At 63.5% G+C, this 24893-nt stretch carries 21 protein-coding genes; 15 read left to right on the top strand and 6 right to left on the bottom strand.

Annotated features, from left to right (window positions below; all coding sequences use genetic code 11):
• Nucleotides 1–18: 18 nt before the first annotated feature.
• From HBF25_RS10605 to HBF25_RS10625, 4 genes are all read right to left on the bottom strand, one after another.
• A complete protein-coding gene (locus HBF25_RS10605) occupies nucleotides 19–3432 on the bottom strand; it encodes a response regulator (protein WP_166948182.1) in 3414 nt (1137 codons plus the stop codon).
• Nucleotides 3433–3457: 25 nt separating this feature from the next.
• Nucleotides 3458–4195: a response regulator gene (locus HBF25_RS22030; protein WP_208392527.1), complete on the bottom strand. Its 738-nt coding sequence runs from the start codon at nucleotides 4193–4195 to the stop codon at nucleotides 3458–3460.
• A gap of 71 nt (nucleotides 4196–4266) precedes the next feature.
• On the bottom strand, nucleotides 4267–5436 hold the full coding sequence (locus HBF25_RS10620; protein WP_250876921.1) for a hybrid sensor histidine kinase/response regulator: 1170 nt from the start codon (nucleotides 5434–5436) through the stop codon (nucleotides 4267–4269).
• Nucleotides 5433–6266 (bottom strand): CheR family methyltransferase, encoded by an 834-nt coding sequence (locus tag HBF25_RS10625; RefSeq protein ID WP_341778074.1) that lies wholly within the window; start codon nucleotides 6264–6266, stop codon nucleotides 5433–5435. Before HBF25_RS10625 ends, HBF25_RS10620 begins: the two co-directional genes overlap by 4 nt.
• Before the next feature lie 224 nt (nucleotides 6267–6490).
• On the opposite strand from HBF25_RS10625, the gene HBF25_RS10630 reads away from it, so the two are divergent.
• The 11 genes from HBF25_RS10630 to HBF25_RS10680 all read left to right on the top strand — a co-directional run bounded on the left by HBF25_RS10630 (nucleotide 6491) and on the right by HBF25_RS10680 (nucleotide 16032).
• Nucleotides 6491–7294 (top strand): hypothetical protein, encoded by an 804-nt coding sequence (locus HBF25_RS10630; protein ID WP_166948186.1) that lies wholly within the window; start codon nucleotides 6491–6493, stop codon nucleotides 7292–7294.
• A gap of 57 nt (nucleotides 7295–7351) precedes the next feature.
• Nucleotides 7352–8308: an acyl-CoA desaturase gene (locus tag HBF25_RS10635; RefSeq protein WP_166948188.1), complete on the top strand. Its 957-nt coding sequence runs from the start codon at nucleotides 7352–7354 to the stop codon at nucleotides 8306–8308.
• Between the two features lies 1 nt (nucleotide 8309).
• Complete coding sequence (locus HBF25_RS10640) at nucleotides 8310–9590, top strand: NAD(P)/FAD-dependent oxidoreductase (protein WP_166948190.1); 1281 nt, start codon at nucleotides 8310–8312, stop codon at nucleotides 9588–9590.
• Nucleotides 9587–10393, top strand: coding sequence for a DUF1365 domain-containing protein (locus HBF25_RS10645; RefSeq protein WP_166948192.1), 807 nt, complete (start codon nucleotides 9587–9589; stop codon nucleotides 10391–10393). Before HBF25_RS10640 ends, HBF25_RS10645 begins: the two co-directional genes overlap by 4 nt.
• Nucleotides 10390–11658 (top strand): SAM-dependent methyltransferase, encoded by a 1269-nt coding sequence (locus tag HBF25_RS10650; RefSeq protein ID WP_166948194.1) that lies wholly within the window; start codon nucleotides 10390–10392, stop codon nucleotides 11656–11658. The genes HBF25_RS10645 and HBF25_RS10650 overlap by 4 nt, the downstream gene beginning before the upstream one ends.
• Nucleotides 11659–11678: 20 nt before the next feature.
• A complete protein-coding gene (locus HBF25_RS10655) occupies nucleotides 11679–12215 on the top strand; it encodes a DUF2878 domain-containing protein (protein ID WP_166948196.1) in 537 nt (178 codons plus the stop codon).
• Nucleotides 12212–13009, top strand: a complete 798-nt coding sequence (locus HBF25_RS10660; protein WP_166948198.1) for a DUF1295 domain-containing protein — start codon at nucleotides 12212–12214, stop codon at nucleotides 13007–13009. The genes HBF25_RS10655 and HBF25_RS10660 overlap by 4 nt, the downstream gene beginning before the upstream one ends.
• Entirely contained in the window at nucleotides 12990–14078 is a 1089-nt protein-coding gene (locus HBF25_RS10665; protein WP_166948200.1) for an SAM-dependent methyltransferase, read from the top strand. The genes HBF25_RS10660 and HBF25_RS10665 overlap by 20 nt, the downstream gene beginning before the upstream one ends.
• Before the next feature lie 12 nt (nucleotides 14079–14090).
• A complete protein-coding gene (locus tag HBF25_RS10670; RefSeq protein ID WP_166948202.1) occupies nucleotides 14091–14639 on the top strand; it encodes a lipocalin family protein in 549 nt (182 codons plus the stop codon).
• A 158-nt stretch (nucleotides 14640–14797) separates the two neighbouring features.
• Nucleotides 14798–15376 carry a sigma-70 family RNA polymerase sigma factor gene (locus HBF25_RS10675; RefSeq protein ID WP_250876913.1) on the top strand — a complete coding sequence of 193 codons (579 nt, stop codon included), beginning with the start codon at nucleotides 14798–14800 and terminating at the stop codon, nucleotides 15374–15376.
• Complete coding sequence (locus tag HBF25_RS10680; RefSeq protein ID WP_166948203.1) at nucleotides 15373–16032, top strand: ChrR family anti-sigma-E factor; 660 nt, start codon at nucleotides 15373–15375, stop codon at nucleotides 16030–16032. Before HBF25_RS10675 ends, HBF25_RS10680 begins: the two co-directional genes overlap by 4 nt.
• A gap of 35 nt (nucleotides 16033–16067) precedes the next feature.
• On the opposite strand, the gene HBF25_RS10685 is transcribed toward HBF25_RS10680, so the two are convergent.
• Nucleotides 16068–18206 carry a TonB-dependent siderophore receptor gene (locus HBF25_RS10685; protein ID WP_166948205.1) on the bottom strand — a complete coding sequence of 713 codons (2139 nt, stop codon included), beginning with the start codon at nucleotides 18204–18206 and terminating at the stop codon, nucleotides 16068–16070.
• A 204-nt stretch (nucleotides 18207–18410) separates the two neighbouring features.
• Here HBF25_RS10685 and HBF25_RS10690 point away from each other — a divergent pair, with 204 nt between their 5' ends.
• On the top strand, nucleotides 18411–19850 hold the full coding sequence (locus HBF25_RS10690; protein ID WP_166948207.1) for a hypothetical protein: 1440 nt from the start codon (nucleotides 18411–18413) through the stop codon (nucleotides 19848–19850).
• Between the two features lie 7 nt (nucleotides 19851–19857).
• Here HBF25_RS10690 and HBF25_RS10695 read toward each other — a convergent pair whose 3' ends face one another.
• A complete protein-coding gene (locus tag HBF25_RS10695) occupies nucleotides 19858–20607 on the bottom strand; it encodes an SDR family oxidoreductase (RefSeq protein WP_166948209.1) in 750 nt (249 codons plus the stop codon).
• 335 nt (nucleotides 20608–20942) lie between these two features.
• On the opposite strand from HBF25_RS10695, the gene HBF25_RS10700 reads away from it, so the two are divergent.
• Genes HBF25_RS10700 through HBF25_RS10710 form a run of 3 tightly spaced genes read left to right on the top strand, consistent with a single transcriptional unit; the run spans nucleotide 20943 to nucleotide 24847 of the window.
• On the top strand, nucleotides 20943–22298 hold the full coding sequence (locus HBF25_RS10700) for a hypothetical protein (protein ID WP_243853177.1): 1356 nt from the start codon (nucleotides 20943–20945) through the stop codon (nucleotides 22296–22298).
• Nucleotides 22299–22316: 18 nt separating this feature from the next.
• Entirely contained in the window at nucleotides 22317–22826 is a 510-nt protein-coding gene (locus tag HBF25_RS10705) for a hypothetical protein (protein ID WP_166948211.1), read from the top strand.
• Nucleotides 22823–24847 (top strand): GMC family oxidoreductase, encoded by a 2025-nt coding sequence (locus HBF25_RS10710; RefSeq protein ID WP_166948213.1) that lies wholly within the window; start codon nucleotides 22823–22825, stop codon nucleotides 24845–24847. Before HBF25_RS10705 ends, HBF25_RS10710 begins: the two co-directional genes overlap by 4 nt.
• Nucleotides 24848–24893 lie beyond the last annotated feature (46 nt).

Raw genomic sequence — 24893 nt, forward strand, 5'->3', positions numbered from 1 at the left:
TGCCCCGCCCGTCGAAAGTCAGGCGGTAAGCCAGACGCGGATCAGCGACAGCAGCTTGTCCACGTCGAGCGGCTTGGCTACGTAATCGTTCGCACCTGCCTGCAGGCACTGCTGCTGGTCGTCCGGCATCGCCTTGGCGGTGAGCGCAATGATCGGCAGATCGGCAAAGCGCGGATTCTGGCGAATCTCGCGGGTGGCGGTCAGGCCATCCTTCACCGGCATCATGATGTCCATGAGCACCAGGTCGATATCCGCGCCATCCACGGACGCGTGGAGCGCGTCGATGGCTTCCTGGCCGTTGCGGGCAATCGTCAGCTCACAGCCGTGCGGTTCGAGCACACTCATCAGGGCATAGACGTTGCGTACGTCGTCTTCCACCAGAAGGATGCGACGGCCTTCCAGCGTGGCGTCGCGATTCAGCGCCGCGCGGATCATGCCCTGCTGCGGCTCGGGCAGTTCCGAAATCACGCGATGCAGGAACAACGACACCTCGTCGAGCAGGCGTTCCGGCGAGCGCGCGCCCTTGATGATGATCGAGCTGGAATAACGACGCAGGCGATCTTCTTCCGCTGCGGAGAGCACGCGCCCCGTGTAGACGATCACCGGCGGGAACGCGTACGTATCCTGGCTGCTGAGCGTTTCCAGCAGTGCGAAACCAGACGTATCGGGCAACGACAGGTCGAGCACCATGCAGTCGAAGGTCTCGTGGCTGAGCAACGAGAGGCAATCGGCGGCAGACGAGGCACCAATGGTTTCCACATCCGCCGAAGCCAGCAGGTGACGGATGGCATCTAGCTGCACCGCGTCGTCCTCGACCACGAGCACGCGACGGGGGCGCTGCGACAGTCGCGATTCCAGCGAATCCAGAACGCGGGCCAGCGCCTCGCGGGTGGTCGGTTTCACCAGGTAACCCACCGCGCCCAGCGACAGCGCCGTGCGCGAATGGTCTTCCGCCGATACGACATGGATCGGGATATGACGCGTGCGCACGTCGTGCTTGAGGATATCCAGCACCGACAGACCCGACTGGTCCGGCAGCCCCACGTCGAGCACGATGGCATGTGGCATCTGCTCGCGTGCCACGGCCAGCGCCTCGGACGCGGTGGAGGTCACCAGCGAGCGGAAGCCCATTTCCTCGGCCAGCTGGCTGACGATGCCCGCAAACGCCACGTCGTCCTCGATGACCAGGATGAGATGGCGCGGATCGATGGATACCGGCGCCGGAGCACGCTGCGCGACAGGTGCGGGCGCCATGACCGGGCGGTGTGCAGGAGGCATCGGAACGACGGCCGGTGCCGGTGCGCGCGCAACCACGGCCTGGGCGCTCGCGAGCCGCACGGGGATGGTCAGCGTGAACATGCTGCCCCGGCCCGGGTCGCTTGCGACGGAGATATCGCCGCCGAGCAGGCGCGCCAGCTCAAGCGAAATGGACAGGCCCAGGCCCGTGCCGCCGTAGCGACGGCTGATCGATCCGTCCGCCTGCTGGAACGCGTCGAAGATGCGCGCCTGCTGGTCCGCAGCGATGCCGATGCCGGTGTCGGTGACCGAAAAGACCACCATGCCCTTCGCGCCGGCTCGTACCGAAAGATTCACGCTTCCGGCTTCGGTGAACTTGAGGGCGTTGGACAACAGGTTCTTGAGCACCTGCTCGATACGCAGGCGATCGCTCTCGATGAAGGCCGGGCAGTCGGTAGCCGACGATACGTCGAGCGTGAGGCCCTTCTCGTTCGCCACCGGCGAGAACAACGCGGCGATATCGTCCAGCAGACCCTTCACTTCGAAGGTTTCGCCACGGACCTCGACATGGCCTGCCTCGATCTTCGACAGGTCGAGGATGTCGTTGATGAGCGTGAGCAGATCGGCACCCGATGCGTGGATGGTGCGGGCGAACTTCACCTGCTCTTCGGTGAGGTTGCCGTGCGCATTGTCTGCCAGCAGCTTGGAAAGAATCAGCGCGGAGTTCAGCGGTGTACGCAGTTCGTGGCTCATGTTGGCCAGGAACTCGGACTTGTACTGGCTGGCGCGCTGCACTTCGTGCGCCTTTGCCTCGATGGCTTCGTTGGCGAGCGCCAGCTCGTCGCGCTGGGCTTCCAGCTGCTGCGACTGTCCGGCCAGGTGGGCGTTGGTCTGCTCCAGCTCGGCCTGCTGCAATTCCAGCTCCTGCTGCGATTCGCGCAAGGCCCTGCTCTGCTCTTCCAGTTCCTCATTGGACGCCCGCAGCTCTTCGCCCTGCAACTGAAGGGTTTCGGACTGGCGCATGGTCTCTTCGAGAAGACGGGACAATTCGGCGCGGTACGCGGCCGAGCGAAGCGCGATGGCGATGGCCGGCGACGCCTGCTCCAGCAGGGCGACCACCTCGGCGTCCACCGGATTGAAAAAGCCCAGTTCCACGACACCCTGGACCTGGTCGTCACCGATCGTCGGCACGATCACCAGGTGACGCGGCGGTGCCTTGCCCAGTCCGGAACCCACTTGGAAATAGCCCTCCGGCACGTCGGACACCACCACGACACGGCGCTCGTCGACGGCCCGGCTCAACAGGCTGCCGGTAGTGCGGCTTGCCGTGCCAGGCTCTTCCGGTGCCACGCCCACGGCGCCGGCGCGTTCGAAACCGCGAGCCGACGGCGTGAACAGGAGGCCCGCCTCGGCGCGCAGGAAGCGGGCGAGAAAGGACAGGATCACGCCCGCCAGCTCGCTCATGTCCTTGTCGCCCGCCATGGCGGCACCCAGCTCCAGGCGCCCGGCCTGCAACCAGGCCTCGCGTTCGCGCGCGACAGCATTGCGACGGATGAGGATGCCCACGAACAGCGTCAGGCCGATGCCCAGCAAGGCGCTGGCCGCACCGGAGGTCCACGCCGTGCTGTACGCGGTTTCCATTTCCGCCAGGCGCCGGGTGCGCTGGTCGAACTCCGCCGCACGCATCGAACCCAGGCGCGAGCGGATATCGTCCATCGCAGCCTTGCCACGATCGGAATTGACCACGACCAGGGCCGCTTCCAGGCCACGGGTGCGCCGAAGCTCGATGGTCTGGCTCAGTTCGTCCAGTTTGTCCTGCACGCGCGAACCCAGTTCACGCAGGCGCATCGACTGACCCGAGTCGCCACTTACCCCGCTGCGAATGGCATCCATGCGTGCCGGAATGATCGCGAGCGCGTTTCGGTAGGGTTCCAGGTAGCGCTCGTTGCCCGTGAGCAGGAAGCCGCGCTGCCCCGTTTCCGCATCCTGCACGCTGGACAGGATGTCGCCCAGGGCGCCTACGGTCTCCTGCGAACGGATCACCAGCGTGTTGTCGTCGCGGATGGTGCGTATGTTCGACGCCGCGATCAGGCCGCTGCATACGAAAAATACGATGACGATCGCCAGGGCGATGAGGGTACGCGTGTCGCCAGTGGCGCGACGCGACGGACGGCGGGGCTTCGGGTCGGAAGTCATGGAGGACCAGGGCAAGGTGGGACGATCAGGCGCGTCTGGACGCGGCGTGGGTCACCAGATCGATGACCGCCAGCAACTGCCGGCGCTGATAGGGTTTGGACAGGAAGACGCCACCACGCGGAACGCGGCTGGCATCCACCGAATAGCGACCGGACGTCACCACCAGGCCGATGGCCGGCCAGTGATTGAAGACGTGGTCCGCCAGCATGAGGCCATCCATGGTGCCCGGCATGTCGACGTCGGTAAAAACGACGTTCACGGCATCGGCCTCGAGCACGCCCAGCGCAGAGGCCGCATCGGCCGCCTCCCGTGTTTCCCAGCCAGCCCCCGCAAGCACATCGCAGGCGATGGTGCGCAGGATCTCGTCGTCTTCCACCACAAGCACCGTACCCAGCGAGCCGGCCGACGACGTCTCGTCGGCCGTGCCGGTCGCGGAAGGTGGCGTGTCGACCGTGCCGCCGGCAAGCCGGCTGTCCATCGTAAGCCGGGTGACCTGTTCCACGAGCCCGCGCACGGCACCCGACAGGCGCCGGCCATTGGCCGTGGAACCGAAGAAGAAGATACGGTGGGCCTCGATGGAAACCTCGGCAAGGCCCAGTTCGCCCTTCAGGCCGGCCACTTCGGCATTGAAGGCATGAACCCAGTCATCGGATGGCGCAACGTCAAGCAACGCCACGATGGGCGCGTCACGGATGACGTCCACCTGGGGCTTGAGGGGTGGCACCTCGAAACCGATGATGCGAGGGAATCGGGTGTGGGGCATGCTGGCTCCGGATCGATGCGCGAGTGTAGCCGCGACAGGCTCGGCATCGGCGGGTTCGGTGGGACGACGCATCAGGCAGACCGCTCCGTGAGCCTCGCCTCGACCGGCACAAGTCGGCCGGCAGCGCGCCGGCGCGGAAGACGCACGTCGAAGCGCACGCCGGATTCGCTGTTCTCCGCATGCACCGAGCCGCCGTGGGCACTGACGAACTGATCCACGATGTACAGGCCCAGGCCTAACCCGGTGCTTGGGTTGAACGTGCCCTTGAACGGCTCGAACAATCGCGGAAGCAAGGCATCCGCGATACGGCCGGCATTGCGCACCGAGCAACCGATCATGTCTTCCTGCGAGCCATCCACGTGCACCGTGATCTCGGCGCCCTCGCCATGCTGCACGGCATTGCCGAGCAGGTTGGTCACCACCTGCCCCATCCGCACGGTGTCGAAGGTGGCGCGCAGGTCGCCGGCCGTGGACAGGGCGATGACCCGCTCCGGATGGGCCCGGCGCATCTCTGCCACCACTTCGTCGCAGACCTCGCCGAGGTCCGCCGGCTGAAGATCCATGGTGAGCGTGGATGAGCGGATACGCGAGAAATCGAGCATCTGCTCGATCATCCGCGACATGCGGGCCGCGCTGGTGCGCACATAGGAGGCGGTGCGAGCGAAGGTCGTGCCGTCGGCCTCCTCGATCAGGCGGTCGGCGCACAGCGTCACGGCCGACAAGGGCGTGCGCAGGTCGTGGGTGAGCACGGCCATCATGGTCTGGTTGAGGTCCAGGGCGCGTTCCAGCTGTTCGTTGCGTCGCTCCAGCTCCAGCCGTTGCCGGTACAACTGGATGAACACGCCGACCTTGCCCAGGATGACCCGGGGCTCCACCGGCTTGTGCAGGAAATCCACGGCGCCCGTCTCATAGCCTTTGAAGGAGCGCGCCGGGTCATCGGGCGATGCCGTGAGGAAAATGATCGGCACATGCCGCGTACGCTGCGATCCGCGCATCAGCTCGGCAAGGGTAAAACCGTCCATCTCCGGCATCTGCACGTCCAGCAGGGCCAGGGCCACGTCGAACCGGAGCAACAGCTCCAGCGCTTCGGCACCCGAGGATGCCTTGAGGATGGTCACGCCCTCCTGCGCCAGCAGTGCCTCCATCGCCGTGAGGTTCTGGGGAATGTCGTCGACGATAAGCAAATGGGTGCTGCGCTCGGGCCGGGGAGCGGCCACGGGGGTTCCGATGATGAAGCTCACGATGCCCTCCTCTGGTAGATGCGCTGCGTGGAAACGAACGGCTCGAACATCGGCGCGTGGACACCGAACTGAAGTGATTCCTTGCTGCCCAGTCCCAGGAAGCCCTTGCGGACCAGTGCCTCGGAAAACAGACCCACCGCCCGATCCTGGAGATCCCGGTTGAAATAGATCAGCACGTTGCGGCAGGACACGAGGTGCACTTCGGAAAACACCGAGTCGGTGGCGAGGCTATGGTCGGCAAACACCACCTGTTTCGTCAGGCGCCGGTTGAACACCGCATTGCCATAGGCCGAGGTGTAGTAGTCCGACAGCGAGCCGCGACCGCCTGCCGCCACATAGTTGCGGCTGAACTGGGCCACGCGTTCCACCCGGTAGGTGCCCTGCTCCGCCCGGGTCAACGCATCGGCGTTGATGTCGGTGGCATAGATCACCGTGCGCTCCAGCAGCCCTTCCTCGGCCAGCATGATCGCCAGCGACCACACTTCCTCGCCACTGCTGCACCCGGCCACCCAGACCTTGATGGACGGATACGTCGCCAGTACCGGCAGCACATCCTCGCGCAGGGCGCGGAAATAGGCCGGGTCCCGGAACATCTCCGAGACCTGCACGGTGAGGTACTGGATAGCCTCGGCGAAGAAGGCCGGCTCATGGATGATCCGGTGCTGCAGGTCGCTCACCCGGGCACAGTCGAACCGGGTCATCGCATGGCGCACCCGCCGGCGGATCGAGCTCAGCGCATAGCCACGAAAATCAAAGTGATAGCGCAGGTAGACGGCTTCCAGCAGGAGCCTGAGCTCCAGGTCGAAAAGTTGCGTCGATTCATCGGTCACCGGCGGACTTCCGGACATGGAGAGCGGGCCCCGAGCCTGCCAGCCGGGGAGTCGTACAAATTTGGCAGCCGTGAATTTAACCGGATACCGGCGTGAAGGAAGTGTGGAGAGGGTAACAGGGCTGGCGCCGATGCATCCGGATCACGGAAGGTCACGTAAGACACGGGGAACAATCCGCTCGCTCGGGCTCCAGGGGCGATGGCACTTTCCTCCGTGGATGCCCCATGACACCCGTACTTACGCTAGGCCGCCTTGCCGCCGCTCTTGGATTGGGTTCCGGACTCCTGGCCCTGGCTCCCCCGTTGAAAGCGGCCTCCCAGGCGCATTACACCGGCACGGCCTATCGGCTGGGCACCGATGAGCTTCGTTATCGGGAAGAGCACTGGGTCTTCGACGAGGCGGGGGTGCGGAACCGGCTTGTGCTCTACCGCTGCCCCGGTGGCGCTCCGTTTGCCCGCAAGCTACTGACATATCGCGGCGATCCGTGGGCTCCCGACATCGACTTCGAAGACCAGCGAACGGGATACCGGGAAAGTGTGCATGCGCAGGACACCCGCCTGAAGATTGTCGTGCAACGCAATCCAGGCAAACGTGCCGAGTCTGCGGAACTGCCGCTGCGTTCCGACACGGTCGTGGATGCCGGGTTCGACGATTTCGTCCGTGAGCACTGGGCGGCCATCGATCGTGACGCTGGAACGACCGCACGCTTCGTCGTGCCGAGCCGGCTCGATGCCCTCCGGATCAAGCTCGGCCCTGACGACGACGCACCCGCGTCCCCGCAATATCGGCATTTCCGCATGGCCCTGGGCGGCCTGCTGGGTGTCATCGCACCCAGCGTGGTGATGACCTATACCGTGGCCGGGCATCGTCTGGTCCAGTTCGAGGGCACGGGCAATATCCGCGACGATAGCGGCCAGTCGCAGCGCGTACGCATCGTTTTTGCTGCTACCGATGACCTGCCTCCCGCTTCTGCGCAGGACATCGCCGCCGCACGCGGCATGCCCCTGGTGTCACGCTGCACACAGTGATGCATCCGTTCGGTCAGATTCCACGTAAGTGAATCAAGACCGGCACGGGACATCCTGATGAACCCCATCGCACCTTCCTCTCCTGCCACCCCGACGGTGCGACGGGGTCGATTCGCCAGCCTGCGCCTGTGGTTCGACAGCCAGGCCGTGGCGGCCACGGCCGACGACCAGCGGATCGACTGGATACGCGCCGCGCCGTTCCTGGCCATGCACCTGGCCTGCCTGTGCGTGATCTGGGTCGGGGTGTCGCCGGTCGCGCTTGTCGTGGCCGCCTCGCTCTACGCCGTGCGCATGTTCGCGCTTACGGGTTTCTATCACCGCTATTTCTCGCACCGCGCCTTCCGGACGTCCCGCACCGTCCAGTTCGTGTTCGCCATCATCGGCGCCGCCTGCGTACAGCGCGGCCCGCTGTGGTGGGCGGCTCATCATCGCCATCACCATATCCACGCCGATACGCCGCAGGATCCGCATTCCCCGCGTGTGCATGGCTTTCTCTGGAGCCATGCCGGCTGGTTCCTGACCCCGGCCGCCTTTGCCACGGATCTCGACCGTCTTCCCGATCTGCGTGGCTATCCGGAACTGCGCTGGCTCGACCGCTACGACCTCGTCGTGCCCGTCGTGCTGGCCATAGCGCTTTACGTGGCAGGCGCCCTGCTCGCCACGTACTGGCCGGCGCTGGGCACCACGGGACCACAGATGCTCGTGTGGGGTTTCTTCGTCTCCACCATCGTGCTGTTCCACGCCACGGTGACAATCAACTCGCTGGCCCACCAGTTCGGCAGGCAGCGCTTCAAGACGCGTGATGCCAGTCGCAACAACGTGTGGCTGGCCCTGCTGACCTTCGGCGAGGGCTGGCACAACAACCATCACTTCTACCCCGGATCGGCCCGGCAGGGATTCCGCTGGTGGGAAGTGGACATCACCTGGTACGGCCTCAAAGCCATGCAGGCGCTCGGACTGGTATGGGACCTGAAGCCGATCCCGGCCTGGGTCCACGCGAAGGCAGGGAAGTGACATGCGCATTGCCATCATCGGCTCGGGCATCTCGGGACTGGCCAGCGCCTGGATGCTGGGCAAGGACCACGAGGTCGTGCTGTTCGAGGCCAACAACTATCTCGGTGGCCATACCCACACCCACGACATCGCGCTGGATGGACGGCACTACCGGATAGATACGGGCTTCATCGTCCACAACCCTCGGCACTACCCCCTGTTGCACCGGCTGTTCGACGAACTCGGCATAACCTCCCGGCCGACGACGATGAGTTTCTCGGTGCGCAACGCGGCGACCGGACTGGAATACAACGCCACCACGCTCGACACGCTGTTCTGCCAGCGCCGCAACCTGCTGTCACCGCGTTTCATCGGCATGGTGCGCGACCTGCTGCGCTTCTACCGGGAGGCGCCGGGCGTACTGGACGATGCATCCGGTGATGCCGGCCTCGGTGACTACCTGGCGGAAAACGGCTATGGCGCAGCTTTCCGCGATGAGCACCTGCTGCCGATGGCATCGGCCCTGTGGTCTTCCCCGGCAGAGACGATCCTGAAGTTTCCCGTGCAATACCTGGTGCGCTTCATGGCCAACCACCAGATGCTCCAGGTCGCGGATCGTCCGCAATGGCAGGTCGTGAAGGGTGGCTCGGCAACGTATATCGATGCGATGCGCAAACGCTGGAACGTGAGTGAGCGCATCGGATGCCAGGTGCATGCGGTAATTCGCCGGGCGCACGGCATCATGCTCCGCACCGCTGCGGGCGAAGAGGCCTTCGATCAAGTGGTGCTGGCCTGCCACAGTGACCAGGCGCTCGCCTTGCTCAAAGACGCCAGCGTGCAAGAGCGCGACATCCTCGGTGCCATCCCATATCAGGTCAACGACACCGTATTGCACACCGATGCCAGCGTGCTTCCCCGCCGGAGAAAGGCCTGGGCGGCGTGGAACGCCCTGATCCCCGAGGGGCCCGGAGAACACTGCACCGTCAGCTACAACATGAACCTGCTCCAGGGGATCGATTCGCCGCGCCCCTTCGTAGTGAGCCTGAACCAGACCGCGCGAATCGACCCGACGCAGATCCTGCGCAGGATGACCTATGCGCACCCTGTCTACACGGAAGCGACAGTTCGCGCACAGGCACGCAGGGACGACATCCAGGGTCAACGGCACACCTGGTTTGCAGGCGCCTACTGGGGCTGGGGTTTTCACGAGGATGGCATGCGCAGTGCCGTCGATGTCGTGAACGGCATTCGCGGTATCGGTTACGGCCCTGGCATGCCCCTCGCCGCGAGCGCCTGCACATGACTGCCTGGGCCAGCGCTGTCTACGAAGGCAGCGTGACGCATCGCCGTCACCTGCCCCACCCGCATGCGTTTACCTACCGCATGGCGCAGTTGTACCTGGATCTCGACGAAATCGACGATGTGTTTCGTTCGCACTGGTTCTGGTCTGCGAGCCGGCCCAATCTTGCGCAATGGCGGCGGAGCGACTACCTCGGCGCGCCGGATGTACCGCTGGCCGATGCCATTCGCGAACAAGTGCAACGCGACACTGGCCAGCGGCCCGGCGGCCCCATCCGCATGCTCGCGCATCTGCGCTACGCAGGTTACGTGTTCAATCCCGTGGTGTTTTATTACTGCTATGCCACCGATGGCATCACACTCGACTGTATCGTTGCCGAGATCACGAACACGCCCTGGCGCGAGCGGCATGCCTATGTGCTTCCTGTGGACCGTGCATCCCGCCATGGTCGTGCCATGGCCTGGGAATTCGCCAAGGCATTCCATGTATCGCCCTTCATGGCCATGGATCGCCATTACGACTGGCGGTTCACGGCCCCCGGGGATGACCTCCGCGTCCATATGAAGGTACATCGTGCGGATGCCTGCGAATTCGACGCCACCCTGGCATTGGACAGGCGCCCGCTCACCGGGGCATCGCTCGCACGCGTGCTCTGGCGCTATCCACTGATGACCGCAAAGGTCATGGGTGCCATTCACTGGCAGGCCCTGCGCCTGTGGCTGAAGCGCACGCCTGTCCATGATCATCCCGCCACGCCCCCACTCGCCAGCGCCCATGACGGGCACTCGCCCGGAGACGCGTCATGAACGAACTCATCAAAAACCCGCCCCTGGCTGTCCGTTCGTCCGACGCCTCTCCACTCGACCGCTTCCTGCGGCGTCAGCTGCTGGGCACGCTGGCAGCCATTAACCACGGACGCCTCGTGGTAAGCGACCCTCTCGGCTCGACGGAACTGGGCAACACCGCCCAGGGTGCAAGCCTCCACATCGAGATCAGCGATCTGCGCTTCTATCGCATGCTGGCAACGCACGGCAGCGTAGGTGCGGCCGAAGCCTTTATCGAAGGCTGCTGGGGATGCAACGACCTGGTGGGCCTTATCCGCCTGCTGGTACGCAACCGTGATCTGCTCGATGGCATGGAAACCGGTCTCGCCCGCTGGGGCGGCATGGCGATGCGGGCCTGGCATGCCCTGCGCGAAAATACGAAGGCGGGCAGCCGGCGCAACATCGCCGCCCACTACGACCTGGGCAATGATTTCTTCCGCCTGTTTCTTTCCGACGACCTGATGTATTCGTCGGCCCTGTGGGCATCCGATACCGATACGCTCGATGCGGCATCCACGCGCAAGCTCGACGTGATCTGCCGGAAGCTGGGCCTGCAACCCGGGATGCATGTGGTGGAAATCGGTAGCGGCTGGGGTGGCTTCGCCGTGCATGCGGCCTCGCGTTACGGCTGCCAGGTCACCACCACCACCATCTCCGCCGAGCAATACCAGTTGACCTGCGCGCGCATACAGGAGGCAGGTCTTGATGACCGGGTGACGGTGCTCCAGCAGGACTATCGCGACCTCGAAGGCCGCTTTGACCGCCTTGTATCCATCGAGATGATCGAAGCCATCGGGGCCCGCTACATGGATACGTATTTCGCGAAGATCGGTCAGTTGCTCAAGCCGGACGGCGTGGCGCTCGTCCAGGCGATCACCATCGAAGACCATCGCTACGCACAGGCCCTGCGTTCGGTGGACTTCATCAAGCGCCATGTCTTTCCGGGAAGCTTCATCCCTTCGGTCAGTGCCATGCTGGCGGCAAAGACACGCAGCAGCGATCTTGCCCTCGTGCACCAGGAGGACTTTGGTCTCTCCTACGCAAGAACCCTGCATGCATGGCGCCAGCGTTTCCTCGAACGACTCGACGAGGTTCATCGACAGGGCTTCGATACGCGCTTCACACGGCTGTGGGAGTTCTACCTCGCCTACTGCGAGGGTGGTTTCCTGGAGCGCTCCATCGGTGTGTCCCACCTGTTGCTCGCCCGCCCCGAGGCACGCCCGGCGACGGATCGGTGGGTGGCGTGAAAAACGCACGGACCACGACGATGAAGTGGTTCAACCTGGTCGGCTACCAGGCGTTGTGGTTTGCCCTGGTGATCGGTGCGGGCCGTGGACAGACAGGCTGGCCCCTCCTGGCTGGCGTGCTTTTCATAAGCATCCAGCTCGCGTTCTCTCCCGGCGCTGCGGCTGAATGCCGCCTGCTTGGGATGGCCCTGCTGTTCGGCATGGTGGTGGACGGCGTGCCATCCATGCTGGGCTGGTGGCGCTACGCCACGCCGGCACCTTCACTGCCTCCGGGCGGCGCGCCCGCCTGGATACTGATGCTCTGGCTCTGTTTTGCCACCACCTTGAACCGTTCGTTTTCATTCGTGCTTTTTCGCCCCCTGCTCGCCGCGGTCCTCGGCGCCATCGGCGCACCGCTGGCGTATCTGGGCGCCGCACGAGGATGGCAGGCCGTGGCACTTCCTTCACCCAGCCACCTGGCGGTGGCCTGGCTTGCCGTGACGTGGGCCATTGCACTGCCCGTGCTCGCCCATATGGCGGCCCTGGCCCACCCGCAGCTCGTGGAGCGCCCCTCATGACCTACGCATTCCCCCTGCTGGTCCTGACCGCCCTGATGAGCGTGATCATGACCGCCGGCTGGTGGTGGCAACAGCGTCACCGCAACGCCGGCATCGTCGATGTACTGTGGGCCTCCGGCCTGGGCCTTGCCGCAGTCCTCATGGCCGTTGCCGGAGAAGGGAGCCTCCTGCCACGGGCACTGATGGGCGTCCTCGGCGCCCTGTGGTCAGCCCGACTTGCCCTGCACCTCTGGCGACGCGTGCGCTCCGAAGAAGAAGACGGCCGCTACCGCTACCTGCGCTCGCACTGGGCCGGTCACCAGGGCAAGTTCTTCGTCTTCTTCCAGGCGCAGGCGATTCTCGTCTCGCTGTTCGCCCTGCCGTTTCTCGCCGTCGCTGCGAACCCCCTGCCTTATTCGCCCTGGATGATCCTCGCGGTGCTGCTGTGGCTTGTCAGCGTCGCAGGCGAAGCCATCGCCGACCGCCAGCTGGGGCGTCATCGCGAGCAGCCCGGTCAGCGTGGCAGGACATTCCGTGGCGGTCTGTGGCGCTATTCGCGGCATCCGAATTATTTCTTCGAGTGGCTGCACTGGTTTGCCTACGTGGCGCTCGCCATCGGTTCGCCCATCGACTGGCTGGCGTGGAGCGGGCCTGTCGTCATGTACGCCTTCCTGCGCTGGGTCAGCGGCATCCCGTTTACGGAGGCGCAGGCCTTGCGTACCCGCGGCGACGACTACCGCGACTACCAGCGGACCACCCCCATGCTCATTCCCTGGTTTCCTGCCGGAGCATCCCATGAACACGATCGTCAATGACCATCAGGCCCTGTCCACCCACGATGCGGCGCCCGGCATCCTTGGCCTGGCAGAACGCGGACAGCTTCCCGATGCACTGATCCGCCTGGGTATCCGCCGCCTCTGCGCACAACGCCTGGCCGAATGCCGGGCCGGCGGCATCGAAGCGGAGCAGGCGCGTCACCGGGCACTCGTGCAGAGCCTGATGCAGGCCCCGCTGGCAATCCATACCGATGCGGCAAACGCCCAGCACTATGAAGTCCCGACGGCATTCTTCCAGCACTGCCTCGGCGAGCGCCTGAAGTATTCGTCGTGCTACTTCCCCACGGGCCGCGAATCGCTGGACCAGGCCGAACACGCCATGCTCCAGCTCTATGCCGAACGTGCGCAACTGGCCGATGGGCAGGACATCCTGGAACTGGGATGCGGCTGGGGTTCGCTCACCTTGTGGATGGCCGGTCGCTATCCCGATGCCAGCATCACGGCCGTATCGAACTCGCACTCCCAGCGCGAGCATATCGAAGCCGAAGCCCAGCGCCGCGGCCTGCAGAACATCCACGTAATCACCTGCGACATCAACGCTCTGGAGCTGCCGCCAGCGCAGTTTGATCGCTGCGTATCGGTGGAAATGTTCGAGCACGTGCGCAATCACCAGGCGCTGATGGCCCGCATTGCCGGCTGGCTACGCCCGGACGGCTCGCTCTTTGTGCACATCTTCGCTCATCGCCAGACCGCCTACCTGTTCGAGACCGCAGGCGAGGACAACTGGATGGGCCGGCATTTCTTTACCGGCGGCATGATGCCCGCTGCCGACACCCTGCTCTGGTTCCAGCGCGACCTACGCATCGATCAACAGTGGCTGCTCGATGGCACCCATTACGAACGCACGGCCAATGCCTGGCTGGCCAATCAGGATCATCATCGCGATGCGGTAGTGCAGATCCTGTCCGACGCCTACCGGTCGAATGCACTGGGGCGGCTCTGGTTCCAACGATGGCGCATGTTCTGGATGTCGTGTGCCGAGCTGTTTGGCTATGACCATGGCCAGCAGTGGCTGGTGGCGCATTACCGCTTCGTCCGCCAACGCTAAGGGAGGCAAGCCATGAAAATCCTGCCGCTGCACCTTGCACGCACCTGCCTGATGCTCTGCCCGCTGGCTGCCTGTTCCACGCAGCCGCCGGTACCGCGCACATCCAGCGTGGACGTCGCGCGCTACATGGGCGACTGGTACGTGATCGCATCGATTCCCAGCCGTTTCGAGAAGGGTGCCTTCAATGCCGTGGAGTCGTACCGCCTGGCGGCGGACGGCACCATCCAGACCACCTTCCGATATCGCAAGGAAAAGGCCGACGGCGACCTGAAGACCATGCATGCCACCGGCTTCGCCCATCCCGGGGAACGCAATGCCGTGTGGGGCATGCAGTTCATCTGGCCGATCAAGGCGCAATACGTCATCGCGTGGCTGGACCCCGGGTACCGGTTTGTGATCGTGGCACGGGACAAGCGGGACTACGTCTGGATCATGGCGCGCGAGCCGGCCATCAGCGGCGCGGACTATGCCGCCCTCGCCGGGCGGGTCGCCGCCATGGGATATGACGTGAGCCAGCTGCGGAAGGTGCCCCAGCAGTGGCCGGAGGCAGCCCCACGTTAAAACGCTGGCGTCTGGCGGCGAAATGCATCCAAAAATCCTCCTTCTTCGTATAGCCAGTAACGATCCCTGGCGACCGACTGTGTGGATTTCGCCGAACCGGTATGATGCGACCAGACCTGACCCATCCTAAAGTCACTCCGATCGAGGCGGTTCGTCGCGTGCCCCTTCAAGCACCCCAGGACACCGATGATCCGGCCTACTGGTCTGCGCAGGTGGGCCGCATAGGCGCGCAACACGATACCGATGCCTTCATGTGCCTTTTCGCCCACTTCGGTCCACGCCTCCAGCGCTACCTCACCGGCATGGGCGTGCCACCGTCGCAGGCGGAGGAGCTGGTGCAGGAGGCCATGCTCCGCGTGTGGCGCCGCGCCGCTCAGTTCGATCCGTGCCGGGCCAATGTGTCCACATGGCTGTTCCGTATCGCCAGAAACCTGTACATCGACAGCATACGCGGCGAGCCTCACTGGCTGGCCGTGCAGGACGATCTGGAGATGCTGGATGCGCTGCCGTCCGAAGACGGCGCTACCAGCGCCGAATCGTTCGCGGACGGACGCGGCCTGGATCGCGCCATCGACGACCTGCCTCCCCAGCAGGCCCGGATGATCCGGATGTCCTATTTCGAAGCCAAGAGCCATAGCGAGATCGCCAGGGAACTGAACCAGCCCCTTGGCACGGTCAAGTCCAGCCTGCGACGGGCCTTCGCCCGCTTGCAGGGGACACTGAGAAAAGCACCATGAAGCCGCACCACCACCCCGATATCGCCACGTTGATGGCCTACTCCGCCGGAGCGCTGTCGAGCGCGTTCTCCGTCGTCGTCTCCGCGCACCTGAGTGTCTGCCGCACCTGCCGCGACCGCCTGCGCGACACTGATGCCATCGGGGGCCAGTTGCTCAACCAGCAGGAAGGCATGCCGCTTTCGCCGGGCGCACACGAAAAACTCCTCGCCCGTATACAGCAACACGCGCCGGAGACCGTACCCGCTCCACCGGAGACACCTGCGCGGCACGACCCCGACCTGCTGCCTGCCCCGCTCTGGCCGTACTTCGGGCGCTCATATCGTGCGCTACCGTGGAAGTGGATCGGCCCGGGCATCCATCACATCCGCGCACGCGACGTAACCGACGACCACCTGATGCTGCTGCGTGTCGCCCCGGGCCGCAGCCTGCCGATGCATACCCATGGCGGCAACGAGCTGACGATGATCCTGCGCGGTGCCTACGACGACACCCTTGGCCACTTCGCTCCCGGCGACATGGCCGACCTGGATTGCGATACCGAGCACCAGCCGGTCACGGCTCCCGGGGTACCGTGCATATGTGTCGCGGCAACCGACGCTCCGTTGCGGTTCTCCGGCTGGCTGGCGAGGATGCTGCAACCCATGGTGCGGCTGTAGTACCGAAGCATGCAGGCGAATCGTGTTCTGCCATATCACCAACTGTAGCGGGCGGTCAGCATGGCGTTGCGCCTCTGGCCATACTGGCAGCGTGTATCGATACCGCATCTGGCGACATAGATGCGATCGGTCAGATTATTGGCGGTGAGCACGAAGCGCCACTGCGCCAGCGTGTAGTGCAGGCCCGCATCGAATACGGTGAACGACGGCACGTGGAAGCTGTTTGCACTGTTTCCATAGCTTGCGCCGACATACTGGGCACCTGCGTTGAAGCCAAGGCCGGCGAAAGGCCCGCGCGGCAACGTGTAATCCAGCCATACGGACGCCAGGTGGCGGGGTGTTGCCGAGGGCGCCTTGCCCACGGTCGGGTCGTCGATACTCCCCTTGGTGACCTTCACCTCTTGCAGCGTGTAGGCCGTCAGCAGCTTCAGCTGCGAGGTAAGCTCGGCCGTCGCTTCCAGTTCGATACCGCGACTGCGAGTCTGCCCCTGCTGCACGCTGCCATTGAGCATGGGGTTGTCGACCTGGGTCAGGGTATTGTTCTGGCGCAGGTCGAAGGCGGCGGCCGAGAAGGTCGCATTCATCGCCGCAGGCTGGTATTTCAGCCCCACCTCCACCTGATGGGATGTCAGCGGTCGATAGGGGTGACTGTACGCATCGGTGCCAGCAACGGGAAGGAACGAGGTTGAATAGCTGGCGTAAGGGGCCAGTCCGTTATCGAACAGGTACATCAGGCCGGCACGACCACTGAACGCGTGATTGGTCTGCGTTTGGCGGGTGTCGCCCAGATAATCGTGAGTGGTGGAGCGCACCGCATCCTCGCGGCCGCTCAGTGCCAGCACCCACCGGTCGTACCTCATCTGGTCCTGCGCATACAGGCCGATCTGCTGTTGCAGCTGGCGGGTGCGCGTATCGTTGTAATCCGGTCGCTGCACCGGCCCGTAGACCGGATGATAAAGATTCAGGGGATAGCCGTAGTCGTAGCCTTCGTTATCGGCGAAATTCTGGCTGGTGGCATTCAGGCCAAGCAGTACGGTGTGTTTCACGGGGCCGCTTTCGAGCTTGCCGAGAAACTGATTGTCCAGGTCCACGTTGTTGAAGCTCGAACCCAGGTTCATCGCCGCGCGCAGGATCGTCTGCTGGTCCGCCAGAAGACGGAAGCCGAACAGGGCCTGGTTGTCGAGGGTCAGGTATGCGTAACGGAAGTTCTGGCGGAAGCGCCACGCCTCGCTGAGTTCGCGCTCGAACAGATACCCGATGGAAGCCTGGGTCTTGTCGTAGTTTTCGTAACCCGGGTTGCTCGTGGACAGCCGCGTGGAGATCTTCTGCCCCAGGTCATTGGGAACCAGGGTCCCGATGCGCGGCAGGAAGTTGTTGCTGTCCATCGTGTCGTCGTGCAGGTAGGTCGCCATGACCGTCAGCGACGTCCTGTCATCCGGACGCCAGGTCAGCGATGGCGCGAGCAGCGTGCGTGTACCGTGCACGTAGTCCACCTGGTTTTCGCTGTAGCTCTCCTGCGCGATGAAACGATAGAGCAGGCGCCCATCGTCGCTCAGGGGGCCGGAGGTATCTATACCCAGGCCATAGTGGTTATAGCTGCCCGCCGTGATGTCGACCTGGTGGCGCGCATCTTCGGTTGGCATCTTGGACACCATGTTCACCACCCCGCCCGGCTCGCCCAGGCCATACAGCATCGAGGCAGGGCCCTTGACCACCTCGATGCGGTCGAGCTGATAAGGATCCACGCGCCACTGATCCAGCCCGCGGCCGGCGACGGCGCCCAGCCGGGTACCGTCCAGATACATGAATTCCGCACCAAATCCGCGGAGGGTGAAGGCGTCGTTGCGGGTATCGTTGCTGTAGTACGTGGCGACGCCCGCCGTGTAATGCAGTGCATCGTTCAGGGTCTGTACGTTGCGATCATCCAGCTGGTCGCGGCCGATCACGCTGATCGACTGGGGCGTTTCATGGACGGGCACATCCGTCTTGGCGGCACCGTCGGCGGTATCGATCACGAAACGACCTTCGGCGCCCCGGTTTGCCGTGACTTCCACGCCCGGCAGGGCTTTCGCTTTGGACGGCTCCGACGGCGGGTCCACGTCGGCACCCCGGCCAGGCGTGCCCGAAAACGCCACCACGATGGCAGCCGAAAGAATCGCAATTTTTCGCTTCACTACACGCACCCCTGAAATCAGCGGGCGAGTTTAAATGAGAATGATCCTCGTTTACCATGGGTCTGGAAATGGATTTTCCTGCGCTCGTGATCGCAACGGTCAATCAGAACCAGCGCCCCTCCGATAGCATCCCGCCACCCCTGCCCAGCCCGTTCGCCTGGCATTACTTACCCGCACCCTGCTTCATCCCGAGAACCAAAGCGCATGGTCCGCCCGAACCCCCTCCTGAAACTGCTCGCCACCAGCGCGCTACTGTGCCTGTCCGGATGCCAGACGGCCGCTTCGTCGAATGTCATCGAGGACAGCCGGCCGGCCACCGGACCCGTCGCCGGGCGTATCCACCACCTGGAGGGAGAGGGCCTCGTGCTGCGCGTTGGCAGCAACCAGGTCACCCTGGCACCTCACGAAACCCGCTTCACCGTAGACCCAGGCCGGGGGCCTGCCTCCGTCGACATCGCAAGACAGCCAGCCGGTCAGATGTGCGTGGTAGACAACCTCGCCGGCCATGGCGTGGACTATACCGTCTCGATCTACTGCGAAAGCTTCGTGACTCGGCCCGTGGCCGTGGAACTCAACGCAGCGCGTATCGAGCCCAGGATCGATCGCATTTTTGCCCCCATCCGGGTCGGAGATGACGCAAGGCAAATCCACGGACTTATCGATACGGGTTCGGCGGGTGTCGTACTCAATGCGTTCCAGGTGTTTCCGCCCTCGATCCTTTCCAGGGATGGCTTCCACTTTCCCCCGGGCAGCAGGCGCATCTCCTATAACGGAATCATCGTTACCGATGTCGTCATCGAGAAGAAATACGGCGGGCGCGGCGACAAAGCTCATTCTTCCAAGGGCAACCTCGGCTTTGCGCAGATCACCTTCGGCAAGGACGGCCAGGTCGTCACCGGCCTGGTTCCCGTGCTGTTTGCTTATGCCGCCGGCAATGACAAGGGATACCATCCGTTTGCCCCGACCAATTCCACGGCCAACATCATTGGCATCAATGCCGACGTCAATGCACTGAAAAATCCGGAAGACGACGGCGCAAACGGTAACAAGGCACCACGCACCGCCGTGGTCTGCGACGAACGCGTGGTAACGGATTGCGGTCTCAGCAGCCCCTTCCGCAAGCTGGCATTCGCGACAGGCATCGGGCAAGGCTTCCTTCTGAACCGTGTTTCGATGTCCGACTGCCCCCTTTCGCAACTGGAGCACTGCCCCCTGGACCGCCTGCTGACCGTGGGACTCACCGACAACATGTCGAGTGGCTTTGCCAGGGTCTATGCCAGATGCCGTGGCGGGATCATCGGCAACCGGGGACCGCTCAACGTATGCTCGCAGATCATCGGCAACGCAACGATATCGGCCGATGGCTATCAATACCACGGCAGCGTCATGTTCGACTCGGGCAATCCGAAGACCATCATCAACGTACCTAGGGGTGCGAGTTTCGATGCCACGCTGGCAGACAACGCGATCCTTCGTTTCGCCATCGGCCCCGATACCGTCTACAGTTCACGCGTAGGCGATATCGGAACCGACAGAATCGTGATCAATCAGGACATGAATATCCGCACCTGCGTAGGCATCGCCTTTTTCGAGCGACATGCGATGTTCATGAACTATGACAACGGCATGATCGGGCTACGCTGATCATCCTTCACTTCACGGCGGCATTTCCGCCATCGGCGAACAGGGCCGAGCCGGTGACGAAGCTCGACATGGGGCTGGCGAGAAACAGCGCCGCCGAAGCGATTTCATCGGGCCGGGCGATCCGCTTCATGGCGTGCAGACCGGCGGCCCAATCCTTCTGTTGCTGATCACCCGCCATGGCGGTATCCACGCCGCCGGGCAGGAGGGCATTGGCACGAATGCCTTGCGCAGCGTAGTCCGCTGCGATGCCTTTCACGAGTCCCATCAATCCGGCCTTGGCGGCGCCATACGCAGCCATTCCGGGAAGGCCCACGCTCGTTCCGACGAAGCTGGACGTAAAGACGATCGATCCACCACCACGCTTCAGCATCGCCGGGATCTGGGCGCGGGCACCCAGGTAGGCCGCCGTGAGATTCGTGGCGAGCGTCTGCTGCCAGTCCTCCGGTGCTATCTCGGCCAGGGGCAGGATAGGCCCAACCATTCCAGCGTTGTTGATGGCGATATCCAGCCCTCCGAACTCGCGGACGGCGGCATCCACGCATTGCTCGTGGGTTTCGGCATGGGACACGTCCCCCGCCACGACATAGGCCTTGCCGCCGCCAGCACGTATTTCTCCGGCCACCACCTCCAGAGCTTCCCGATGGCGGGCGGTAAGGATGATCGCCGCGCCCTGTGCAGCGAACATCCTTGCGATGGCGCGGCCGATACCTGCCGAGGCACCGGTCACGATGGCCACCTTTGCGTCGAGTTGAATCATGTCAGTCGCTGTCCCTTGGTTGAATGCCAGGGAGCACTCTAGGTTTACCGGCCACGCCCGACACTCCGTTTCTTGCGGTGCCGGCGCACGAAACTGCCTGACAGACAAAAGCGTCACGCTCGGGGCCACTCCGCTGCCGCTAACGCACATTCCGGCCAGGGAAAACGTGTACCGACCCGCATACCCGCGCCAGACAATGGGGCCCGGTGGCCAGGGCTGCCGTCTTCGAATGCTTCATGACTGCGCAGGCTTCGCCCCTACGAGTGGTGGCGCTCCTTCTTGTGCCGGAACGCCCCATGGTTTTTTTCGAACCATTGTGGACCAGGACGATTGCAATGACATCCAGACACCTGTTTTCCACGGGGCAATGCAAATATGGCATTTACCCGGTGTTATTCGGCCTATCGCTCTTACTGACCGCCCAGGTCACCCATGCCGCCGACGGGACGCCATCGGCTGCGCCTGTCGTGCCCACGCTTTCATCGCAGATTCCACTGGAGATCACGCTCAGCAAAAAACCGCCGGATCTGGCCTCCCTGCAACACGACTTCGACGATTTTTCCTGGCAGTCGTTCGTTGCACTGAACTGGCCGGCCAATGCCGACGGCACGCCGAATAACAATGTAAAGATCGGCCAGTCCACCAACAGTCCCACCGTGTGGGAAAGCTACCGGGAAAGTCGAAGCATCTTCCTTGCCGGCGGCGCCACACCTGCACCCTGGGGCCAGGACAGCCCTCTCCCCGACGTCTGCAAGAACATCGACCCCAAACACCTCCCGCCGGGAACGATGCACCTGACCCAGGTCGGCAAGACGCCCAGCGTGCTGGACGAAAGTGCCGAGCCCTTCAAGACCGGCCCCCTGATCGACCAGAACGGCCAGTACACCCGCTTCGCCATTTCCACCAACGAGGTGATGTTCAACTACATCCTTACTAACAAGCTGTATTCCAAGGCAGGTCAGCAGGCGTTCGGAGCGGATGCCGATTTCCCGGCCAGCAACCCGAAATCACAGCAGCTCGGCTCCATCATGATCAAGACCGCATGGGTCAAGATGGGCGGCAAGTACGACCCTTCGAAGTTCTACACAACCTATGCGCTGGTCTACGACAACCCGGCGGAAGAAGCCGGCGTCAAGCCATCCTGCGTGCTGACCCAGGTCGGACTGGTCGGCTTTCATATTGCCCACAAGACCACGGCCGAGCCGCAATGGATCTGGTCCACGTTCGAGCACGTAAGCAACGTGCCTACGGCCGGCCAGAAACCCACGTTGAGCGCATACAACTTCTTCGACCCGAGCTGCAAGGATTGCAAGGTCAACGAACCGCCGGCACGTCCATGGAACCCGGGCAATCCGCACACGAAGCCCAGCCAGGTGCAACGCGTGATAGCCATCACCGACGACGCGCAGCAGCTGAATGCGTCCTACCACCAGGCGCTGGCGGCAGTGAATCCCGACTCGGTATGGCTGAACTACCAGCTGGTCAGCACCCAGTGGCCCACCAACGCCCAGAGCAAGGTCGACCCGACGGGTGTGCCCGCGCCGTCCTTCCTCGCCAACACCACGCTGGAAACCTACATCCAGGGCCGCGTGAAGCAGACCTCGAGCAGTTGCATGGCCTGCCACAACAACGCCACCACCACGCAGGGGAAGTTCTCGGACTTCACCTATCTGCTCCAACGCGCCCAGTAGCTCCCAAGGAGACGAGCCATGAATAGCGATATGGATAACTTCATCGGCCTCAGCGCGGTGCTCACGGGTTTCAATGAAAGCGTGATCGCACCCGACCTCGACCCGGTGGATATCAAATCGGTGTACCTGCCCCTGTTCACGCAGAAGATTGCACAGGAGAGCGGGAACCCGTCGCTGACTAGCCAGATCTTCCAGAAGTTCGAAGGCCTCCAGGCCAGCAAGCTCACGCCGCAACAAATCGGGCAGGCCATGCTGGATTCTGCCAATGGCGAAGCATTCGTGCTCGCCTGCCGCAAGCTGATCTTCATGTGGTACGCGGGCGCGTGGCCAACCGTCATCCCCGCCACGGCGACAACGCCGGCGAGTACCGTGAGCGACATCATTTCCGAGGGCGCCTATACGTCGAGCCTCGTCTGGCAGGTGATGCAGTCCCACCCCATGGGCGATTCCAACTACCGCTACGGCTACTGGGCAAAAGACCCGGTGCCACTCAGCGACTACACGGGCAATCCGGGAGGCCAGTCATGACCACGCAAACCTATGACATCGTGATCGTGGGCTCGGGTATCTCCGGCTCCATCGTTGCCTATGAGCTTGGCAGGCAGGGCAAGAAGGTACTGATCCTTGAAGCCGGCCAGGAAGTACCGGTGGATCGCAGCGGCTACATGAGCACGTTCTTCAAGGCCAATGCAAAGACACCGGAGTCACCCTATCCGCCGACCACGCAGGACCCGAAACAGTCCACGCCGGAAAACCCGTTGGGGCTACCCAACCCGTCGCTGGAAAACGTGCCGCGCTACACCGTGCTCCAGATAGGCGCCTGGCGCAAACCGGACCAGTGCTACTTCACCTACCCGCCGCAAGCGCCCAACCTGAAGACCGACAGCCCGGAGGCCGTGTTCGCCTTCGGCAGTTCCTATGAGCGCATCGGTGGCGGCACCACGTGGCACTGGCTGGGAACCAGCCTGCGGCTCTTCCCCAGCGACTTCGAACTGAAGACGCGATACGGACATGGCGTGGACTGGCCCGGTGGCAAGACGTTCTACCAGGGCCTGGTGCCTTACTACGAGAAAGCCACCAACGAAATCGGCGTAGCGGGCGACAAGGTCGCCCTGGACAAGATCTACCAGCAATTCGGTGTAGAGCCATCCGGCACCTACGGGCCCAACTATAACTATCCGATGCCACCCATCGTGGAATCACTGGTCGATACGGCGTTCGGTCAGGTCCATAGCGTGACCGTCGATGGCATCAACCTCTTCACCACCCCGACGCCCCAGGGGCGCAATTCCCTGCCCGGCGATCGCCGCCAGTGTGCAGGCAACACCAACTGCATTCCCATCTGTCCCATCCAGGCCAAATACGATGCGACGGTCACCCTCGCCAATGCCTTGCAGACCGGCAACGTGGAGATCCACTACCGGACGGTGGCGAGCAATATCCGTGTCGATGACAAGTCCGGCAAGGTCATCGGCATCGACTACATCACCTATGACGACCACCTCGGGGACAAGACGGGCACGGGCACGGCCGTTGGCACCACGTACCTGTTGGCCGCCCATGCCATAGAAACGCCGCGGCTCCTGTTGATGTCGAACAAGAACAAGAACTTCCCGAACGGCGTCGCCAACTCTAGTGACCAGGTGGGCCGCAACCTGATGGACCATGTCATGTACCTGGCCTGGGCGCTGGCGAAAGATCCGATCTATGCCTATCGCGGCCCACTTTCGACCTCGGGCTTCGAGTCGCTTCGCGACGGCACGTTCCGCAGCAACCGCTCGGCATATCGTATCGAGATCGGTAACGAAGGCTGGCAGTGGGCATCGAACGATCCGTACACCACGCTGGCAGACTTCGTGTTCGGGCAGAACAACACCCAGCTCAACGGCGACTCCAAGAACCAGCAAGGCAAGCCACTACGCTTCGATCCTTCATTACCCGCCAACAGCACGCTTTTCGGCGCACAGCTCACCCAGACGCTCAATGCCATCTACATCCGGCAGATTCGCCTGGGCTACCTGATCGAGCAGCTTCCGGACCCGGACAACCGGGTGCAGCTGTCAGCGACGGCAAAAGATCATCTCGGCCTGCCCCGCCCTTACGTCACCTATCGCATCCGCAGCAACTACGAACGCGACGCCTTCGTCTCGGCCAAGGCCGTATCGACGCAGATATTCAATGCAATGGGCGCCACGGAATACACGATGAAACCGCCCTCACCCGTGCTCTACGGCACCCCGGACCAGGTGACGGCCACCAACTTCGACTACAAGGGAGATACCTTCACTTTCTATGGCGCCGGTCACATCGTGGGCACCTATCGCATGGGCGACAAGAAGGAAACGTCCGTGCTCAATTCACGGCAGCAATCATGGGATCACAGCAACCTGTACATGGTAGGTAGTGGCGTGTTCCCCACGGTAGCAACCGGCAATCCCACGCTGACCATCGCCGCCCTGGCGTTCCAGGCTGCGGACAACATCCTGAAAGACCTGAACGCCCCGAAGACTAATACGGGGGCGGAGCAAACTGCCGTGGATGCGTCATGATCCCGGCTGGGGTATCTCATAGCCGCTGACCATTGATCGTCGTCAT

It is taken from the genome of Luteibacter anthropi (assembly GCF_011759365.1).
Taxonomy (GTDB): Bacteria; Pseudomonadota; Gammaproteobacteria; order Xanthomonadales; family Rhodanobacteraceae; genus Luteibacter; species Luteibacter anthropi.

Bases quoted from the DNA above. Each gene is read 5' to 3' on its own strand.
- HBF25_RS10635 (WP_166948188.1), top strand. From the start codon at position 7,352: ATGAACCCCATCGCACCTTCCTCTCCTGCCACCCCGACGGTGCGACGG.
- HBF25_RS10700 (WP_243853177.1), top strand. From the start codon at position 20,943: ATGACATCCAGACACCTGTTTTCCACGGGGCAATGCAAATATGGCATT.
- HBF25_RS10645 (WP_166948192.1), top strand. From the start codon at position 9,587: ATGACTGCCTGGGCCAGCGCTGTCTACGAAGGCAGCGTGACGCATCGC.
- HBF25_RS10705 (WP_166948211.1), top strand. From the start codon at position 22,317: ATGAATAGCGATATGGATAACTTCATCGGCCTCAGCGCGGTGCTCACG.
- HBF25_RS10680 (WP_166948203.1), top strand. From the start codon at position 15,373: ATGAAGCCGCACCACCACCCCGATATCGCCACGTTGATGGCCTACTCC.
- HBF25_RS10710 (WP_166948213.1), top strand. From the start codon at position 22,823: ATGACCACGCAAACCTATGACATCGTGATCGTGGGCTCGGGTATCTCC.
- HBF25_RS10630 (WP_166948186.1), top strand. From the start codon at position 6,491: ATGACACCCGTACTTACGCTAGGCCGCCTTGCCGCCGCTCTTGGATTG.
- HBF25_RS10605 (WP_166948182.1), bottom strand. From the start codon at position 3,432: ATGACTTCCGACCCGAAGCCCCGCCGTCCGTCGCGTCGCGCCACTGGC.
- HBF25_RS10660 (WP_166948198.1), top strand. From the start codon at position 12,212: ATGACCTACGCATTCCCCCTGCTGGTCCTGACCGCCCTGATGAGCGTG.
- HBF25_RS10650 (WP_166948194.1), top strand. From the start codon at position 10,390: ATGAACGAACTCATCAAAAACCCGCCCCTGGCTGTCCGTTCGTCCGAC.
- HBF25_RS22030 (WP_208392527.1), bottom strand. From the start codon at position 4,195: ATGCCCCACACCCGATTCCCTCGCATCATCGGTTTCGAGGTGCCACCC.
- HBF25_RS10670 (WP_166948202.1), top strand. From the start codon at position 14,091: ATGAAAATCCTGCCGCTGCACCTTGCACGCACCTGCCTGATGCTCTGC.
- HBF25_RS10690 (WP_166948207.1), top strand. From the start codon at position 18,411: ATGGTCCGCCCGAACCCCCTCCTGAAACTGCTCGCCACCAGCGCGCTA.
- HBF25_RS10665 (WP_166948200.1), top strand. From the start codon at position 12,990: ATGAACACGATCGTCAATGACCATCAGGCCCTGTCCACCCACGATGCG.
- HBF25_RS10655 (WP_166948196.1), top strand. From the start codon at position 11,679: ATGAAGTGGTTCAACCTGGTCGGCTACCAGGCGTTGTGGTTTGCCCTG.
- HBF25_RS10695 (WP_166948209.1), bottom strand. From the start codon at position 20,607: ATGATTCAACTCGACGCAAAGGTGGCCATCGTGACCGGTGCCTCGGCA.
- HBF25_RS10640 (WP_166948190.1), top strand. From the start codon at position 8,310: ATGCGCATTGCCATCATCGGCTCGGGCATCTCGGGACTGGCCAGCGCC.